Annotated in this window: 15 protein-coding genes; 5 read left to right on the forward strand and 10 right to left on the reverse strand. The window is 63.5% G+C overall.

All coding sequences use genetic code 11. The features are described from left to right. The first annotated feature begins 238 nt into the window (after window positions 1–238). A complete protein-coding gene (locus ACFUOZ_RS02940) occupies window positions 239–1,177 on the forward strand; it encodes a GerMN domain-containing protein (RefSeq protein WP_377544601.1) in 939 nt (312 codons plus the stop codon). A 31-nt stretch (window positions 1,178–1,208) separates the two neighbouring features. On the opposite strand, the gene ACFUOZ_RS02945 is transcribed toward ACFUOZ_RS02940, so the two are convergent. The 3 genes from ACFUOZ_RS02945 to hrcA are packed head-to-tail and all read right to left on the reverse strand — an operon-like array spanning window position 1,209 to window position 4,158. Beyond that, a complete protein-coding gene (locus tag ACFUOZ_RS02945) occupies window positions 1,209–1,970 on the reverse strand; it encodes a 16S rRNA (uracil(1498)-N(3))-methyltransferase (RefSeq protein WP_377544603.1) in 762 nt (253 codons plus the stop codon). 2 nt (window positions 1,971–1,972) lie between these two features. Next, complete coding sequence (gene dnaJ / locus ACFUOZ_RS02950; protein WP_377544605.1) at window positions 1,973–3,100, reverse strand: molecular chaperone DnaJ; 1,128 nt, start codon at window positions 3,098–3,100, stop codon at window positions 1,973–1,975. Window positions 3,101–3,150: 50 nt separating this feature from the next. Beyond that, window positions 3,151–4,158 carry a heat-inducible transcriptional repressor HrcA gene (hrcA, locus tag ACFUOZ_RS02955; protein WP_377544607.1) on the reverse strand — a complete coding sequence of 336 codons (1,008 nt, stop codon included), beginning with the start codon at window positions 4,156–4,158 and terminating at the stop codon, window positions 3,151–3,153. Window positions 4,159–4,389: 231 nt separating this feature from the next. On the opposite strand from hrcA, the gene ACFUOZ_RS02960 reads away from it, so the two are divergent. Both ACFUOZ_RS02960 and ACFUOZ_RS02965 read left to right on the forward strand, forming a co-directional pair. After that, on the forward strand, window positions 4,390–5,241 hold the full coding sequence (locus ACFUOZ_RS02960; protein ID WP_377544609.1) for a DUF3097 domain-containing protein: 852 nt from the start codon (window positions 4,390–4,392) through the stop codon (window positions 5,239–5,241). Between the two features lie 130 nt (window positions 5,242–5,371). Further along, window positions 5,372–5,785, forward strand: coding sequence for a DUF4870 domain-containing protein (locus tag ACFUOZ_RS02965; RefSeq protein ID WP_144658904.1), 414 nt, complete (start codon window positions 5,372–5,374; stop codon window positions 5,783–5,785). A 46-nt stretch (window positions 5,786–5,831) separates the two neighbouring features. Here ACFUOZ_RS02965 and hemW read toward each other — a convergent pair whose 3' ends face one another. Together hemW and lepA are read right to left on the reverse strand one after the other, a co-directional pair. Then, window positions 5,832–7,061 carry a radical SAM family heme chaperone HemW gene (gene hemW, locus ACFUOZ_RS02970; RefSeq protein ID WP_377544612.1) on the reverse strand — a complete coding sequence of 410 codons (1,230 nt, stop codon included), beginning with the start codon at window positions 7,059–7,061 and terminating at the stop codon, window positions 5,832–5,834. Beyond that, window positions 7,062–8,915 carry a translation elongation factor 4 gene (gene lepA / locus ACFUOZ_RS02975; RefSeq protein WP_377544614.1) on the reverse strand — a complete coding sequence of 618 codons (1,854 nt, stop codon included), beginning with the start codon at window positions 8,913–8,915 and terminating at the stop codon, window positions 7,062–7,064. A gap of 160 nt (window positions 8,916–9,075) precedes the next feature. Here lepA and ACFUOZ_RS02980 point away from each other — a divergent pair, with 160 nt between their 5' ends. Together ACFUOZ_RS02980 and rpsT are read left to right on the forward strand one after the other, a co-directional pair. Beyond that, window positions 9,076–9,612 (forward strand): type II toxin-antitoxin system PemK/MazF family toxin, encoded by a 537-nt coding sequence (locus tag ACFUOZ_RS02980; protein ID WP_377544616.1) that lies wholly within the window; start codon window positions 9,076–9,078, stop codon window positions 9,610–9,612. Window positions 9,613–9,781: 169 nt separating this feature from the next. Further along, window positions 9,782–10,042, forward strand: coding sequence for a 30S ribosomal protein S20 (gene rpsT / locus ACFUOZ_RS02985; RefSeq protein ID WP_144658908.1), 261 nt, complete (start codon window positions 9,782–9,784; stop codon window positions 10,040–10,042). Between the two features lie 112 nt (window positions 10,043–10,154). On the opposite strand, the gene holA is transcribed toward rpsT, so the two are convergent. From holA to leuS, 5 genes are all read right to left on the reverse strand, one after another. Further along, window positions 10,155–11,171 carry a DNA polymerase III subunit delta gene (gene holA, locus ACFUOZ_RS02990; protein WP_377544619.1) on the reverse strand — a complete coding sequence of 339 codons (1,017 nt, stop codon included), beginning with the start codon at window positions 11,169–11,171 and terminating at the stop codon, window positions 10,155–10,157. Further along, a complete protein-coding gene (locus ACFUOZ_RS02995; RefSeq protein WP_377544621.1) occupies window positions 11,090–12,808 on the reverse strand; it encodes a ComEC/Rec2 family competence protein in 1,719 nt (572 codons plus the stop codon). Before ACFUOZ_RS02995 ends, holA begins: the two co-directional genes overlap by 82 nt. Beyond that, window positions 12,801–13,682: a helix-hairpin-helix domain-containing protein gene (locus ACFUOZ_RS03000; protein WP_377544624.1), complete on the reverse strand. Its 882-nt coding sequence runs from the start codon at window positions 13,680–13,682 to the stop codon at window positions 12,801–12,803. Before ACFUOZ_RS03000 ends, ACFUOZ_RS02995 begins: the two co-directional genes overlap by 8 nt. Before the next feature lie 144 nt (window positions 13,683–13,826). Then, window positions 13,827–14,861, reverse strand: coding sequence for a DegV family protein (locus tag ACFUOZ_RS03005; protein WP_377544626.1), 1,035 nt, complete (start codon window positions 14,859–14,861; stop codon window positions 13,827–13,829). An 8-nt stretch (window positions 14,862–14,869) separates the two neighbouring features. Next, window positions 14,870–17,398 (reverse strand): leucine--tRNA ligase, encoded by a 2,529-nt coding sequence (leuS, locus tag ACFUOZ_RS03010; RefSeq protein ID WP_377544964.1) that lies wholly within the window; start codon window positions 17,396–17,398, stop codon window positions 14,870–14,872. Window positions 17,399–17,651 lie beyond the last annotated feature (253 nt).

The following is a 17,651-nucleotide window of genomic DNA, read 5'->3' on the forward strand; positions in this document are numbered from 1 at the left end:
GGTATGACGCAATCCTACGCCAGCGCCGGGCCGGATGAACCTCGACAAGGCGCCTGAACCTTGGCCGAAACGATGTCGCCGACATTTTGTCTCAACTCGGCATCAAGCCGGTATCAATCATGTTTCAGTTGGCCACCGACCCCGCAAACCCGGCCGGGCGCCGTCGTCAATGTGCCAAGCTGGCTTAATCGGGCGCTTGCACGCCCCGCAGCCCTGACCAAAAGGAAATGCCATAGCCATGCCAGCGAGCACCGGAAACGGCGCACGAAAGCGGACGAGGTCCGCCATCGCCGCGCCCGCGATGCTTGCTGTCCTGCTGCTGACCGGTTGCATAGCCAACGGCGGAGTGGGAACCCAGGCGACGTCGAGCCCGCCATCGCTGTCCGTGCAGGACGCCCCTGCGAGCAATGCCCCGCTGGAGACAACGCAGGCTTCGACCAAGATTCCGGTCTACTGGATTGGGCGAAGCAAGGACGAGGTCTATCTCTACCGCGAATTCCGGGACATCTCCGGTGACGGCAATCCCGTCACCACCGCCCTGAAGATCATGATGGCCGAGAAGCCGTTGGATCATGATTTCTTCACCCCATGGCAGGAACCGGGAAACCTGGCGACCTCCATCTCGGGGAAAAACGTGATCACGGTTGACGTCTCCCGCGACGCGTTCAACTCGAACCTGGACGCCGGGATGGCCCAGCGCGCCATTCAGCAGCTGGTATACACAGCCACGGCGGCAGCTTCGTCCTCCGGACTCATCAACTCGGGTCAGCAGATCCAGGTGGTCATTCTCGTGGACGGGCACAAGGACTACATGGCGTTCGGGCAGATAAAGCTGGGCGAACCGATGACACGCGACGCTTCCTTGGTGGCACCCTTGTGGATCATTGATCCACAAGAGGACGTTTCCTTGCCGTCCGGGCCCATCAAATTCAACGGCCGCATCACGGATAACTCCCGGCCCATCAGCTGGCAGATCCTTCAGGACAACGGCAAGGGCGAGAAGTCGAGCCTGCTCACAGGCCAGACCAAGGCCACAGGCGAGCCCGGTCAGTACGGTCTTTTCAGCTTCGGAGCCACACTGAAACCGGGCAAGTACGAGCTCCGCGTATCCGAGGTCGATGACGCCGGCAAGGCCATCGAATCGAGCACGGATACCCGCCTGTTCAGCGTGTCCTAAGCATGTTCGCCGCGGCCTGGTCGCTGGCCGGCTACCAGCGGCCCAGGACGTCGCTGGCCACAACGACGGCGGCGGGTCCCGCCGTCGAGGACCTCAGGACGTGGTGACCCAACAGTGCCGTGACGGCACCAGCGTCGCTAAGCCGCGTTACTTCCCGCGGCGAGATGCCGCCTTCAGGACCCACGATCAACAGAACCTCACGGGGCGAGGCGTCATCGACGTCCAACTTCCCCAGGACCTCACGTAAGGGGTTCTTGGCGTCCTCGTGAAGGATGATTGCGAGGTCAGCTTCCGCAACGGCTTTGGCCAGTCCGTTCGAGTCCACGACCGGCCGGACCGGGGGTATCCAGGCCCTCCGCGCTTGCTTGGCTGCCGCAGTAACCACGGACTCCCACTTCGCGTGCGCTTTCGCTGCCCGGTCACCCTTCCAGCGCACGATCGAGCGTTCCGACTGCCACGGAACCACGGCATCGATCCCAAGCTCAGTCGCCGTCTCGATGGCCAGCTCGTCGCGATCGCCCTTGGCCAAGGCCTGCACCAGGACCAAGCGCACCTGGGGCCGCTCTTCGAAGACGACATCCTCCGCCGTCACCGTCAAGGTGCCGGATCCGACGTCGGCAACGGTTCCGGTGAGCCGGGCCCCAGCGCCGTCGGCGATGTCGACGGACTCACCGACGGCCAGGCGCTTCACTGTGACGGCGTGCCGCGCTTCCGGACCCTCCAGGACGAATTCAGCACCGGAGTGCACCTGGTCGAGACTGCCGGCGGGCGCGAAGAAGACGGGATTGCTCACCGCTACAGATTACCGAGCTTGTCCCGGAGCTTTGCGAACATGCCACCGCTGGCCACCAGCTTGCCCTCGGTGAACTGCTCACCGCGGAGCTTGGCGAGCTGCTGCAGCAGTTCTTCCTGGGCATGGTCAAGTTTGGTGGGCGTCTCGACGTGCAGGTGCACCTTGAGGTCGCCACGGCCGTAGCCCCGGAGATGGGTGACGCCGAGACCGCGCAGGGTGATGATCTCTCCGGACTGCGTGCCTGCCTTCACCTCGATGCCTTGCGCGCCATCGAAGGTGTCCAGCTCGAGGTCCGTGCCCAGAGCTGCCGCCGTCATGGGCACGCTCAAGGTGGCGTGGAGGTCATCACCTTCACGAACGAACATGGAATCGTTGTTCACCCGGATCTCCACGTAGAGATCGCCCGCCGGTCCACCGGCGGGGCCTGCTTCGCCCTGTCCGGACAGCTGGATGCGCGTGCCGGTGGCGACGCCTGCCGGAACCTTGATGGTGAGCGAACGGCGGCTGCGGATGCGCCCCTGGCCGCTGCACTCGTTGCAGGGATCCTTGATAACGGTGCCGAATCCTTCACAGCTTCCGCAGGGTGCTGTGGTCATGACCTGGCCAAGGATGGAGCGGACGGCGCGCTGGACCTGGCCACTGCCACCGCAAATGTCGCAGCGTTCGGGGTGGGTGCCGGGACGGCAGCAGCTGCCATCACACGTCGGGCAGACCACGGCCGTATCAACTTCAAGCTTCTTGTTGACGCCGAACACTGCGTCCTTGAGGTCGATCCGGACGCTGATAAGGGCATCCTGGCCTCGGCGGACGCGGGAGGCAGGTCCTCCGTGGCCTCCGCCACCGCCAAAGAACGTGTCGAAGATGTCCTGGAAGGCGAAGCCCTGGCCTGCGTATCCGCCGCCGAATCCGTTGTCAGTTCCGTTTTCATTGCCGGTGGCGTCATAGACGCGGCGTTTCTGGGGATCTGACAACACTTCGTATGCATGGGTCACGGCCTTGAACTGCTCCGCGACATCCTCACCGGGGTTTACGTCCGGGTGGAGTTTCCGTGCCAGCTTGCGGTACGCCTTTTTGATCTCTTCCCCGGTGGCTTCCGGTGAGACTCCCAAAACGTCATAGTGGCTGCTCAAAGTCGGTATCTCTTCCTGGTTGTACTGCGGATGTTTCCTCGGGCCGGCGTTCAGCCGCCGAGAATGCGTGAAAGGTAACGGGCCACGGCGCGTACTGCCGCCATGGTGGTGGGATAGTCCATGCGGGTCGGTCCCAGAATGCCCACCTTGGCACCTGATCCGTAGCCTGTAGCCACCACAGATGCCTCAGCCAGGCCGTCGTACGGATTCTCCCGGCCAATGCTGACCGAAACACCTCGAGGATCGTCTCCCATGTCCGACAACAACCGGAGCATGACAACTTGTTCCTCAAGGGCCTCCAGCACGGGGCCGATGCTCAACGGGAAATCGACGTTGGAACGCGCAAGGTTCGCCGTACCAGCCATGAGGATGCGCTCTTCACGGCTGGTGTCGCTCAGCGATTCCAGGCCATTTGCGAGCGATTGCGCGAGGGCCCGAAGGTCGGGCGGACACAGCGCAACCACTGAGGGAAGTACCTGCGGCAAGAGGGCCAGCTGGGTGCCGGCGATGCTGCCCAGGAAACGGGACCTCAACAACATCAATGCCTCGTTGCTCACATCCACACCGGTGTCGATGACCTTCTGCACGACGCTTCCGGTGTCTGCGATCAGGACAACAAGCACCTGCTTGGGTGCCAGCAGGACGAACTCCGCGTGGCGGACCAATGCGCGGTGCGAGTGCGGGTACTGGACGACGGCGACCTGGTTGGTCAGCTGCGAAAGGAGCCTGACGGTGCGCTCAAGGATGTCATCGACGTCGTCAGGGCCCTCCAACAGTGAATGGATGGCCCGGCGCTCAGCGGCAGACAACGGCTTGACCTGGGAGATGCGGTCGACAAAGAGGCGATAACCCTTGTCGGTGGGAATCCGGCCCGCGCTGGTATGCGGGGCTGCAATGAGGCCTTCCTCTTCCAGGACAGCCATGTCATTGCGGATGGTGGCGCTGGAAACACCCAGGTGATGCCGCTCGACGAGGGCCTTTGATCCCACAGGCTCCCGGGAATGCACATAATCCTCAACGATGGCACGCAGCACTTCCAGCTTGCGTGGCTCACTCATTGCTCCACCTCCTGACAAATTGCCATGGTCCTTTCGGACCGTCCCCGCGTGACCTCCATCGGGTCACTGCACTTAGCACTCAACATGCCCAAGTGCTAACAAGTCTAGTATGAGCTACCACGTTGTTAGCATTGAAACCGTCCGCGGACTGTATCCAGGACGGCGAGCCGGTGCAGTGTGATCGCAGCTGTTGCCCGTCCTTTCGCATATCAGCACAGAGGTAGGAATTCCTTGGCTCTCGACAATTGGGGTCCGCAGGATCTGACGGCACCGGCCAAGCGCCAGCTCCCTGAGGTCCCGGTCCAACGCGGAATGGTCCTGGAGGACGTCCAGTCGGGGTGGGTGGGCGAAGTCACCCGGGTTGAGAAGACCGGAGGCATGCACATCGTGGCCCTCGAGGACAGGCGTGGCAAGACGAAGTCATTCCAACTCGGCTACGGCTTCCTCCTCGAAGGGCAACCCATCCGGTTGATGCCTCCAGCCGCCCGCCCGCCTGCTTCAGCAGTTCCGGCGGGACGGACAGCTTCGGGCTCGGTGAAGGTCCAGGGACAGCGGGCACAGGTAGCCAAGGCCAGCCGGATCTGGGTTGAAGGCAAACACGACGCCGAACTCGTTGAAAAGGTCTGGGGTGACGATCTCCGGGTTGAGGGAATCGTGGTGGAACCCCTTCATGGCGTGGACGACCTCAAATCCGCCATCGCCGCTTTCCGCCCCGGACCCGACCGACGGCTCGGTATCCTGGTAGACCACCTGGTTCAGGGATCCAAGGAATCCCGGATCGCAGCCGAAGCCATGACCGTCCCTGGCGCTGCCGGGAATGTCTTGATCGTCGGACACCCCTACGTGGACGTGTGGCAGGCAATCCGGCCCAAGGTGCTGGGCATTGAGCAATGGCCGGCCGTGGCCCGCGGGACGGATTGGAAGACCGGAATTCTCAGCGCCTTCGGGTGGCCCCACGAGAGCGCCGAGGACATAGGTTTGGGCTGGCAGCGGCTCCTCGGTGCGGTGCGCAGCTATGCGGACCTTGAGCCATCGTTGCTCGGCCGTGTGGAAGAAGTCATCGACTTCCTGACCGTCCCCTGATCTGCCATCCGGTCCAAGAGGATCTGACGCCTTTTCGGGGCGTTGGTCCCGGGAAGGACGCGCGGGCCGGTATTCTTGGACAGCAACACCGCAGCATCTTTGAAAGCATTTAAAGCAAAGGGAAGACACCGTGGCAGATAACGCTCCTGAAGAACCGGGTAGCGCCGCAGGCCGGCCCCAGTATCACGGCGCGCCTGCCAACGCACTCCCGTTGACGGCCAGTGAGGACCGACAGTGGGCCACTTTGGCGCACTTCGGCGGCATCCTGGGATGCGTGCCGGCTCTCTTGATCTATTTGATCTTCCGCGACCGTGGCCCATTCACAGCACAGGAATCCAAAGAGGCGCTGAATTTCACCTTGCCTCCAACCATTGCCGCCGTGCTCGCCAACATCCTGGTACTGCTGCCCGTGGTCGGCAACATCTTCGCGGTCATCGCGACCGGCATCTGGGTGGCGTTGACCTGCTTCTCCGTCTCAGCAGGAATCCGGGTCAATCACGGTCAGCCGCACCGCTACCGCTTCAACCTGCGCTGGATCAAGTAGAGTCCCGGCTCAGGACCGCAGGAGCTTCTCTGCTGGCTGAGCCGGTTCAGTCCGGCAGGATCCTTCGGACTACCGCATCTGCGAGCAGACGCCCCTTCAGCGTCAGAATCAGCCGACCCTTGAACGCCTGAACAGGATCAACCAGCCCATCGGCGATGAGGCCTGCCATCGCGTGGCGACCCACAGCATCCAGAGCATCTACGGCCAGCCCCGTTCCCAGACGCGCTTCCAGCATGATCCGCTCGACTTCGCGGGTGCCGGCGTCGAGAGTTTCGCGTCCGGCAGCCGGCGAGGTTCCTGCGCCCAACCGTGACGCATAGGCAGTGGGGTGTTTGACGTTCCACCACCGGACGCCGCCAACGTGCGAATGCGCACCGGGGCCGATCCCCCACCAATCATCACCGCGCCAGTAGGCCAGGTTGTGCCTGCAGGCTTGTTCCGGGGTCCGGGCCCAGTTGCTGACCTCGTACCAGTCCAGGCCCGCCGCTGAGATCATTTGATCCGCCAGTTCATATTTGGCGGCGTGGTCGTCGTCGTCGATTCCGGGCACTTGGCCGCGCCTGATCTGCGCGGCGAGCTTGGTGCCGTCCTCCACTATCAGCGCGTAGGCGCTGACGTGATCGGGCTCGTAGGACAGGGCAGTCTTGAGTGAGAGTTCCCAATCCTCCATGGACTCCCCCGGTGTCCCGTAGATCAAGTCCAAACTGACGGCCAGGCCAGCCTCGCGGGCCCATTGAACCACCAAGGGAACCCGGCTGGGAGTGTGCGTGCGGTCCAGCACTTTCAAGACATGCGGAACAGCCGACTGCATGCCGAATGACACCCGCGTGAAGCCTGCATCAGCAAGGACTTTCAGGGATTCGGCTGTCACGGAATCAGGATTCGCTTCGGTGGTTACCTCAGCGCCGGGCTCAAGGCCCCAATGCCCGACGGCGGCACGGAGGATCTGTGCCAAATCTTCCGCGGGCAGGAGGGTTGGCGTGCCGCCTCCGAAGAATACGGTGCTGAGGGGCCGACGCGGGAGGCCCGAGGCATCAAGGGCCGCAGCCGCGAACCCGAGTTCGGAAACCGCCGTCGATGCGTAGGCATCCTGTGACGCTCCGCCGCCGAGCTCCGTCGCGGTGTAGGTATTGAAATCGCAATAGCCGCAGCGCACGGCACAAAACGGGATGTGCACGTAGAGACCGAATTTGCGCTGCTCTACGCCGTCCAGCACCTGCGGCGGCAAGATGCCGTCCGCAGGTGCCGGATCGCCCAAAGGTAGGACGCTGGGCATTTACTTCTTGGCCTTGTCCTTTGACTCGTCCGTGGTCAGCGCCGCGATGAAGGCCTCCTGGGGCACCTCGACGCGGCCAACCATCTTCATGCGCTTCTTGCCTTCCTTCTGCTTCTCGAGCAGCTTGCGCTTACGGGTGATGTCACCGCCATAGCACTTGGCAAGAACGTCCTTGCGGATGGCGCGGATGCTCTCGCGGGCGATGATGCGCGAGCCGATGGCAGCCTGGATGGGCACCTCGAACTGCTGCCGCGGAATGAGCTCCCGGAGCTTCGCGGTCATCATCACACCGTAGGCGTAGGCCTTGTCGCGGTGCGTGATGGCGCTGAACGCGTCCACTTGTTCGCCCTGGAGCAGGATGTCGACCTTCACGAGGTCGGCCACTTGCTCGCCGTCGGCCTTCCAGTCCAGCGAGGCGTAGCCGCGCGTCTTGGACTTCAGGAGATCGAAGAAGTCGAACACGATCTCGGCCAGCGGGATCCAGTAACGGAGTTCGACGCGGTCCTCGGACAGGTAGTCCATGCCCTTCATCTGACCGCGGCGGCTCTGGCACAGCTCCATGATGGCGCCAACGAACTCGTTGGGTGCCAGGACAGTAGCGGAGACCATGGGCTCGCGGACCTCGGCGATCTTGCCCGTGGGGTACTCGCTGGGGTTGGTGACGTGGACAACCCGCTTGTCTTCCAAGGTGACCTCGTACTCCACGTTGGGGGCAGTGGAGATGAGGTCGAGGTTGTATTCGCGTTCCAAACGCTCGCGGGTGATCTCGAGGTGCAGCAACCCAAGGAAGCCCACACGGAAACCGAAGCCCAGCGCAGCCGAGGTCTCAGGCTCGTAGACCAGGGCGGCGTCGTTGAGCATCAGCTTTTCCAACGCGTCACGAAGCACGGGGTAGTCCGTGCCGTCCAGGGGGTAAAGGCCGGAGAAGACCATTGGCTTTGCATCGGCGTAGCCGCTCAGGGATTCCGAGGCCGGCTTGGCTTGGTTGGTGACAGTATCGCCAACCTTGGACTGACGGACGTCCTTCACGCCGGTGATGAGGTATCCCACCTCGCCGACACCCAGGCCCTTTGACGGGGTGGGCTCCGGTGAGCTCACGCCGATTTCAAGGAGTTCGTGGGTTGCGCGGGTTGACATCATCTGGATGCGTTCGCGGGGGTGGAGCTTGCCATCCACCACACGGACGTAGGTGACCACGCCACGGTAGGTGTCATAAACCGAGTCAAAGATCATGGCGCGCGCAGGAGCGTCGGGATTGCCGACAGGTGCCGGGAGGTCGCGGACAATCTTGTCCAGGAGCGCCTCGACGCCAACGCCGGTTTTACCGGAAACCTTGAGTACGTCCTCCGGGTCCCCGCCGATGAGGTTGGCGAGTTCAGCCGCGTACTTCTCTGGTTGCGCCGCCGGGAGGTCGATCTTGTTCAGCACCGGAATGATGGTGAGGTTGTTTTCCATCGCCAGGTACAGATTGGCCAGGGTCTGAGCCTCGATGCCCTGTGCCGCGTCCACCAGCAGGATCGCGCCCTCGCAGGCTGCCAGGGACCGGGAGACCTCGTACGTGAAGTCCACGTGGCCCGGAGTATCGATCATGTTCAGGGCGTAGCTGGTGCCATCAAGTTCCCAGGGCATGCGAACAGCCTGCGATTTGATGGTGATGCCGCGCTCACGTTCAATGTCCATGCGGTCCAGATACTGGGCCTTCATGTCGCGTTGCTGAACGACGCCGGTGAACTGCAGCATGCGGTCGGCCAGGGTGGACTTACCGTGGTCAATGTGGGCAATGATGCAGAAGTTCCGGATGATGGCCGGATCTGTTGCGGCGGGCACCGGTGCGGTGCGGGCCATGGGAGACACGCAGGATCCTTACTGTCGACACTCACACGGCAAATCATGGAACTGGGCACAAGCCAGCCCGAACACGCCGCATATCTGATCCTCTAGTCTCCCACGAACCGGGGCTTCGCCGTACATTGCGCAGCGGGTCGCTCGCCAAAGACGGATGTAGCGTATTCACATGGCCTTCGATATGCGCCCCCTGGGCAAATTCCTGCTGCGTTCCCTCCGGGCATTGGGAGGCTCGGGCTCAAAAGCCGCCGCCCCATCAGCTGGGGCCAAGAAGCCGGCCCGGCCTACCGCCGTCGGACAATCAGCAGCCTCCTACCCGGGCGACTTCGGCGGCGCCGTGAGGCCCAGTTACTCTCCCAGGCCTGATGGCCAACCCGATCCGGGCGAAATTGTGTGGGGCTGGGTTCCCTATGAAGAAGACCATTCGCAGGGCAAAGACCGCCCTGTTCTTCTCATCGGGCGCGACGGGAAGTGGTTGCTGGGACTGATGCTCACATCAAAGGACCATGACAACGGCAGGCGCGCGGATGACTACGTCGACGTTGGCAGCGGAGCGTGGGACAGGCAGGGCAGGCCAAGCGAGGTCAACATACGACGCATCATCCGACTGGATCCTTCGGCGGTCCGACGCGAAGGCGCTGTGTTGGGCAAACGGCAATTCCAAGAGGTTTCGCGGAGCCTCCAAGCGCAGCAAAGCCGGCGCTGAGCGACAAGTCTCCGTTTACGGGCCTCATCTGCTATCCTTTATAGCTGTGTGTCCGTGCAGGTCGACGGCCACTCATGGTTGGCTGCCATAGGCATCCCCACGCCGCTCAGTCGATGGCCAACCTGACAACCCTCTAGACCAATTTCCGCATTAAAAAGAGAGTTCATACGTGGCTAATATCAAGTCCCAGAAGAAGCGCATCCTCACCAACGAGAAGGCTCGCCTGCGTAACAACAGCGTCAAGTCTGAGCTGAAGACGGCCATCCGCGCCGTCAACACCGCCGTTGAGTCTGCTGACAAGGATGCTGCTGCAACTGCACTTGTTGCTGCCAGCCGTAAGCTGGACAAGGCTGTCAGCAAGGGCGTTATTCACAAGAACAACGCTGCGAACCGCAAGTCGGCGATCTCCAAGAAGGTCAACGCACTCTAAGGTTTTTCCAGTTCGACTGAGCTGATCAAAGGCCGGCGCCCCTGGGGTGCCGGCCTTTGGGTTTTAAGAACTGCCATGAGCCGGCCGGCACCCAGGCGGCACCAAGCCGGCTTCAGCGTCGGCTGGCGGAGGTGGCGATCACCGTCACCGCATGTTCCACGGCGTACACCGGATCACGGGACTCGCCTTTTACCTGGGCGTCCGCCTCTGCGATGACCTGGATCGAGCGGATGAGGCCCTCGGGAGTCCACCGGCGGACATCACGTTGCGCCTGCTCCACCAACCAAGGCTGCATGCCGAGATTTTTGGCGATGGTTGCCGATGACCCATTCGCCCCGGCAACTTTGGCCAGTGTCCGAAGCTTGGCCGCCAAGGCAGCCACCAGCGGAACGGGATCGACGCCGGTGGCCAGTGCGTGCCGAAGGGTGGACAGCGCCACCGGGCCGTTGCCAGCCATGGCAGCATCCGCGACTTTGAAGGCCGTAGCTTCCACACGCCCGCCGTAGTAGCGCTCCACCGTCTCTGCCGTCACAGCTGTAGTGGCATCGGCGATGAGCTGGCCACATGCCGAGGCAAGCTCGGAAAGATTGGCTCCGACAGCATTCACCAACGCCTGGACAGCTTCGCCTTCAATGCGGCGGCCGCCCGCTTTGAACTCCGCGACAACGAAAGCAGTTTTGTCGGCGTCCTTTTTCAGGGGCTGGCATTCGATGACTGGCCACCCGCCGGCCTTCACGGCATCAAGCAGCTTCTTGCCGCGCACTCCACCGCCGTGCCGAAGGACCAGGACAACGTCCTGATCAGCATGTTGAAGGTAGGCCAGTCCGTCTGCCAGGAACGCATCGTTCATGGCTTCGAGGCCCTCAACCTCAATGAGCTTTCCTTCGCCGAAGAGGGACGGAGTGACCGTCATCGCCAACGTCCCGGCTTCGTAGGAGCCTGCGTTCAGACGGCTGAGCTCCACATCCGGCGTAGTTGTCCGTACCTGTGTGCGGATCCGGTCCATGGCGCGGATGCCGAGGTACTCCTCCGGACCGGTAATCAGCACTACGGCGGCCGGTGCCGCGTCCCGCCAGGAGACGTTGTTCGCCGCGGAGTTCTTGGCCCGGGTATTTTGGGCAGCAGCCACTGGTGTTTCCTTCCGGACGATTTCCTGCAGGTATCAAGTCTGCCATGCCCGTGCCATGAGATGCGTTCCAACACTGCCACCACCACGCCGTGCAGGGCCATGACGCGTGCCACCAGCGGCCGCGGATGCAGCAGCATCCAGACTGCAGTGATGGTAACCACTGAGCCGAGCATCATGGAGGCAATTCCGGCCAGGCCCTCGGCCCACGGCAGTGCCGCACCGGGAAGGCCGGCGAAATACCTGGCCACCCCCGCGACTGCCGCCGCACAGCCACCGGCGACCGCAACGGGCACCACCGCCAGCCAAGGGACGAACTCGGTTAGCGGCACGGCGATGGTTCCCAAAATGGTTACCGGGGCTACCAAAGGACCGGCCACCACATTGGCTACGAAGGCATATGGCGTGAATTGCGGTTGGAGTGCCACGATGACCGGACCGCACAGCAGTTGGGCGGACAAGGGAACTGCCGCTCCGGCAGCGATCCATCTGGGAACACGGTCAGGGATCCAGGAGGCAATCCGGCGGGCCAACAGCACGATACCGAGAGTGGCCAGCACGGACAGGAGGAAACCCACATTCGCAGCCATAGCCGGATCAATAAGCAACAGGACCGCTGCGGCAACGCAAAGGAAGGTCAGGGATCGTCCACGAAGCCCGCCTGCCATGGCGGCCAACCCTACGGCCCCCATGACGGCTGCACGCAAGACGCTTGGATCCGGGCCGACCACGACAACGAAGCCCGCCAGTCCGCATGCCGCCAAAGAGGCAGAGACCGGGCGCGACAGCCGGAGCGAGCGAGCCAGCACGATGAATCCTCCAAGGACCAAGCTGCAATTGGCGCCGCTGACTGCAGTCAAATGTGTCATACCGGTGGTCTTCATGTCCGTTTCGAGACTCTCAGGCATCGTGCTGGTATCTCCTGTAACCATCCCCGGCAAAAGCCCGGCTGCGTCAGGGGGCAACCATTGTGTGGCACTGCTGAACGCTTGCTTAAGTTGCCCAGCCGATTGACGGACATCGAATTGTGAGCGGATCACGACGGGTCCGGACGACGCCGATAGAAGAGCTGCCTCTGTTTGCCCCTCCCGCACGTCCTTCAGGATTCCGGTGGTTCTGACAAGTTGGCCAGGTTGCACCCCCTTCCACGAATCGCCTCCGGTCACCACGACCTCGGCGGCTCCCCGCGTCAATGTGCCCTTGGCGGTGACTTCCTTCATGGTGGCCTCCACTGTCCATCTGGATGCACCTGTATGACCCGGCACGCTCGCTTCCTCGGGGCTTGCCGTGATCAGGAGCTGGATCACCACGCCGTCATTGCCAGCGACTGCCTGTGCAAGTGGTCCGGCTTCACGTTGGGTTGCTATGGCAGCGCAATGGACAGCAACTGACGCGCCCATGAAACACGCCAGCGCGAAGGTTGCCGGCAGTGTCCTGGCGCGGGTTCGGGCGGGTTGCTGCCGGCGTCCACCGATCATCAGGACCGCGCCGGCGATCGCCAGGACGCCTGCCATGGCCCAAGACCACAGGGCGCCATTGAAGCTGCCCACCAACGCCGCACCCCAGGCGGTGACGACGGCGGGCACCAACCTGAGATCCGTTCGCTTGGTTGGCCCCGTTTCGGCGCCGGCATCAGCCACCTTGCACCGTCACAAGGTCCTTGAGTGACTCCATGAGCTTGGGCCCAATCCCGTCCACGGCATCAAGTTCGTCCACGGACGTGAACGCTCCGCGCTCCTTGCGCCAATCCAATATGCGTTGTGCCGTAACCGGCCCTACCCGGGGCAACGTGCCAAGTTCCTCCAGTGACGCCGTGTTGATGTTGACCTTGGCGCCAGCCGCTGCGGGTCCAGCTGTCCCGCTGGTGGTCCCGGTGCCGCTACCAGAGGACGCCGTTGGTGGAGCCGCCTCTCCCACCAGGGGGACGTACAGTTTGCTTCCGTCCGTGAGCACTTCGGCGAGGTTGAGGGCCGCCAGCTCGGCATTCGGGGCAGCCCCACCGGCGGCACTGATGGCCTGGAACACCCGGCTCCCCTGCGGCAAAGAGACAACCCCGGGCTTGCCCACCGCACCGGCCACATGGACAACGATCGCCCCTGCTCCCCCTTCCGGGGTCGCAGCGGCTGCCCCCGTGGTATCGGCAGATTCCTCGCCTGTGGTGATACCAGGGCTGGACGGACCTGTCGGTGCGGCGGCCTCGCTCAACGGTTCAGACGAGGCTTGCCCGTCTGCGAGCTGCCAGAAGTGCCACGCCATGAGCACGGCGCCCGCCACCGCAAGGAACGCCGCAACCCGCCACGGTGTCCGCCAACGCAGGCGGCCGGTGGGCGCGCTTGTGGCGGAGGAACCACCGAGCAACGACTCCAGGTCGTCGGAGGACCCGCCCGACTCATCGGCATCGACCAGGTCCAACAACGGTTGACCTCCACCATCAGGGGTCATTCGGGAGGCAAACCGCTCCCGCGCCGCCCGCGCTGCGGCGTCTGGGGATACGTCGCGGTTCCAGCGTGGCATGAACCGAGCCTATGGTGGGGTACGCAGCATCGGAGCGCGGTTTCAGCGCTATGTGGAAAACCCGGAGCAGACTGAAGCAGCCGCCCTGGTACGCCCCCGCAGCACTCCAATTACAGAAGAGTCGGTGGAATTTTTGCCACGATATCACCCCGCCGGCGTACTGCTCTCCCCCACAATGACGGCGAGCACTCCGAGCCCGGCATGCGCTGCCAGGACCGCCGGCAGCGCACTGATCTGGGGCGCCGGGCAATCCGGGCAGCTTGCATTCAGGCGGGCCGCCAAGGCTTCCGCCTCGATCTGGTTGCCGAAATGGTGGACCGCCAATCGTTGCTGTCCAGCGGGGCGGGAAGCCACGTCGGCAGCAACAATTTCCTCAAGTCGGGCTATGGCGCGCACGGCGGAACGGACCTTCTCGAGCGGCACGATCTTGCCGCCGTCGACCGCCAGGATGGGCTTTATCGCCAGCACTGTACCCAGGAGTGACGCCGCGGCTCCAATACGCCCACCGCGCCTCAGCTGCTCCAGGCTGGGGACGTAGAAGTACACCTTGGTACGTTCCATCCGCTCCACGGCGAAATCACGGACTTCAGCGGCTTCCCGCCCGTCAGCCGCGGCCACAACGGCGCTTTGGACACCCATCCCCTGGGCCATGCCGACGGTGCGGGAATCAACGACTTCCACGGGAATCGCCACGCGGGCCGCAGCCAGGCGGGCGGCGTCGGCGGTTCCGGAAAGTTCCGATGAGATATGGATGGAGACTACGGCCTCAAAACCACGCCGCTGGGCAGCCAGATACGCCTGCTCAAACTGTCCGGGTGAGGGACGCGATGTCTTTACTGAAGCCCCCGAGGCAAGGGCCAACGACAACGTCTGGGTGATGTCGTCTTCACCTTCGCCATAGATTTCATTCCCCACCATCACAGGCATGGGAACAACGGCCAGACGACCGTCGGCCGTAAAAGCGGAAACCCAGTCAGCGGGCAATGCGGCTGCTGAATCAGTGACCACGGCAGTCTTGACGACGGCGGCAAGTGGCTCGTCAGCGACAGGAACGGCCGCCGCTGGTTGCCGGAGGCGCGCCACTCTTTCCTTGAGCCACATCCAAGCGGGTGGTTCTCGCTCAGGCACGCAACCTCCAAAGATGATGGCCGGCCGCCGGCACAGTGCCGGCGGCCGCACAGTCCCCGCTAGGCAGGAACGATGTTCACCAGTTTAGGTGCCCGCACGATCACGGTGCGGATGCCACGGCCGTCCAGGGCGCGTTGGACGTTCTCCGAAGCCAAAGCGAGCTCGCGGAGCTCATCTTCAGCGATGTCAGGAGACACTTCCAAACGATCACGGACCTTGCCTTGGACCTGGACCACAGCTGTGACGGTGTCCTGGACCAGCAGGGCTTCGTCGTGGGTGGGCCAGCCGGCGTTTGCCACGGATGCCGGGTGCCCCAGCGCGTTCCACAGGTCCTCAGCGGTGTACGGAGCGAAGAGGCTCAGGATGACCGCAACGGCTTCGACTGCCTCGCGGACGGCGGGGTCCGCCGCACCTGCACCGGAGTCGATGGTCTTGCGGGTGGCGTTGACCAACTCCATGAGGCGCGCCACAACGACGTTGAACTTGTTGTTGTCCAAAAGTTCGGCAGCGTCGGCAATGGTCTTGTGGGTCACCGTACGCAGCGCACGGTCGCCCACGGCCGGGTCAACACCGGGCTCGCTGCTGACGTCCTGGCCAAGACGCCAGGCACGCGCCAGGAACTTGGCAGAGCCCGACGGCGAAACATCCGCCCAGTCGACGTCGTCTTCCGGCGGCGAGGCAAAGACCATGGTGAGGCGGACGGCGTCGACGCCGAACTTGTCCAACTGCTCACCGAGGTCCACGCCGTTTCCGAGGGACTTGCTCATGGCCTTTCCGCCGTTGAGCACCTGCCCTTGGTTCAGCAGCGCAGAGAAGGGCTCGTTGGCCTCGATCAGTCCAATGTCCTTGATGACCTTGGTGAAGAACCGGGCGTACAGCAGGTGCAGGATAGCGTGCTCCACGCCGCCCACGTACTGGCCAACGGGCATCCAGTCGTTGATCTTCTCAGGATCGAAGGGGCCCTCTGTGTACTCAGGCGAGACGAAGCGCAGGAAGTACCAGGAGGAATCGACGAAGGTGTCCATGGTGTCCGTATCGCGCTGGGCGGCACGTCCACAGTTGGGGCATTCAACGTTGACCCACTCGACGGCGGCGGCCAGCGGAGAGGTCCCCTTCGGGGCCAGCGCCTCACCACGCAGGTTGTCAGGGAGCCTGACCGGCAGTTGGTCATCGGGCACGGGTACTTCGCCGCACTCACCACAGTGAATGATCGGGATGGGCGTGCCCCAGAAACGCTGGCGGCTCAGCAGCCAGTCACGCAGGCGGAAGTTGACGAACTTTTCGCCGGTTCCGAGCTTTTCCAGGATCTGGATGGCTGCCGGGATGGCTTCGGCCTTGGACAGGCCTTCCAGCTCGCCGGAGTTGATGAGCGTGCCTTCGCCGGCGGTAGCCACACCGGTCTCGGCCGGGTCCTCGCCTCCGGTTTCCAGTACCGGGCGAACGGGCAGGTCGAAGGCCTTGGCAAAGTCGAGGTCGCGCTGGTCGTGGGCGGGCACGGCCATGATGGCACCGGTGCCGTAGTCGGCCAGCACGTAGTCCGCAGCCCACACCGGCAGCTTTTCACCGTTGAGCGGGTTGATGGCGTAGCGGCCGGTGAAGACGCCGGTCTTCTCGCGCTCGGTGGACTGGCGTTCGATTTCCGAGAGGGCCTTGACCTTCTCGCGGTACGCCATCAGTTCATCGTGCTGCCCAGGGGTCACCAGATCCAGCGCCAGGTGTGCGTCAGCTGCGACGACGAAGAACGTTGCACCGTAGAGGGTGTCGGGACGGGTGGTGAAGACGGTGACTTCGCGCTCGGCCCGGTCTTCCGTAGCCTCGATGACGAAGCGCACGTGGGCACCTTCGGACCGGCCGATCCAGTTGCGCTGCATGGCCAGCACGCGCTCGGGCCAGTGGCCCTGCAGCTGGTCCATGTCTTCGAGCAGGCGGTCCGCGTAGTCAGTGATCTTGAAGTACCACTGGTTCAGGGACTTCTTGGTGACCGGCGTGCCACAACGCTCACAGGCACCGTTGACGACCTGCTCGTTGGCCAGGACGGTGAGGTCCTTGGGGCACCAGTTGACCGGGGAGTCCTTGCGGTAGGCCAGGCCTCGCTCGTAGAAGCGCTTGAACAGCCACTGGGTCCACCGGTAGTACTCGGGGTCCGAGGTGTGGATGCGGCGCGACCAGTCGGCCGAGATGGCGTAGCGCTTGAACGATGCCGCCTGGGTGTCGATGTTGGCGTAGGTCCACTCGCTGGGGTGGGCGTTGCGCTTGATGGCTGCGTTTTCGGCGGGCAGGCCGAAAGAGTCCCAGCCGATGGGATGCAGGACGTCGAAGCCCTTCTGGCGCAGGTAGCGTGCGACGACGTCCCCCATCGCAAACGCTTCGGCGTGGCCCATGTGAAGGTCGCCGGAAGGGTAGGGGAACATGTCCAGGACATAGCGGCGTTCGCGCGAGCCGTCGTCGGCAGGCGTGAAGACTTTGAGGTCCTCCCAGACCTGCGGCCACTTGGCTTCCATCGCAGCGAAGCTGTAGACGCCTTCTTCAGGCGCTTCGGCTGCGGCTGTCTGTGCTGTTCCGGTCTCTGTCTCCGGCTGAACGCTCACTGCTGCCCTCTTCTGTTCTTCGATGGCGGTATTGCCTCCTGCTGCGGCCCGGAATGCCCCGGACACACAAAAGCCCCTCAACAATGGAGGGGCGGCCGCACGGCTGATAAAGCCGGGCGGCTAGCTAAGCAGAAGGATCGCACGCATAGATCTACAATAGCGCACGATCCCCGAGCCCAGTCGCATCGAGCGGCTTAGGGAAGGCCGGCTCACTGACGCCGTGCCGTTATGGGGGCCCGGGAGCGGCTTCGGG

Origin of the sequence: Paenarthrobacter sp. NPDC057355 (genome assembly GCF_042667405.1) — a bacterium.
In the GTDB taxonomy this organism is placed as follows: domain Bacteria; phylum Actinomycetota; class Actinomycetes; order Actinomycetales; family Micrococcaceae; genus Arthrobacter.

What these genes read in the sequence shown, in the direction of transcription:
- hemW (WP_377544612.1), bottom strand. Translation starts at nt 7,061, where the DNA reads ATGCCCAGCGTCCTACCTTTGGGCGATCCGGCACCTGCGGACGGCATC.
- hrcA (WP_377544607.1), bottom strand. Translation starts at nt 4,158, where the DNA reads ATGAGTGAGCCACGCAAGCTGGAAGTGCTGCGTGCCATCGTTGAGGAT.
- ACFUOZ_RS02940 (WP_377544601.1), top strand. Translation starts at nt 239, where the DNA reads ATGCCAGCGAGCACCGGAAACGGCGCACGAAAGCGGACGAGGTCCGCC.
- ACFUOZ_RS02980 (WP_377544616.1), top strand. Translation starts at nt 9,076, where the DNA reads ATGGCCTTCGATATGCGCCCCCTGGGCAAATTCCTGCTGCGTTCCCTC.
- ACFUOZ_RS03000 (WP_377544624.1), bottom strand. Translation starts at nt 13,682, where the DNA reads ATGCCACGCTGGAACCGCGACGTATCCCCAGACGCCGCAGCGCGGGCG.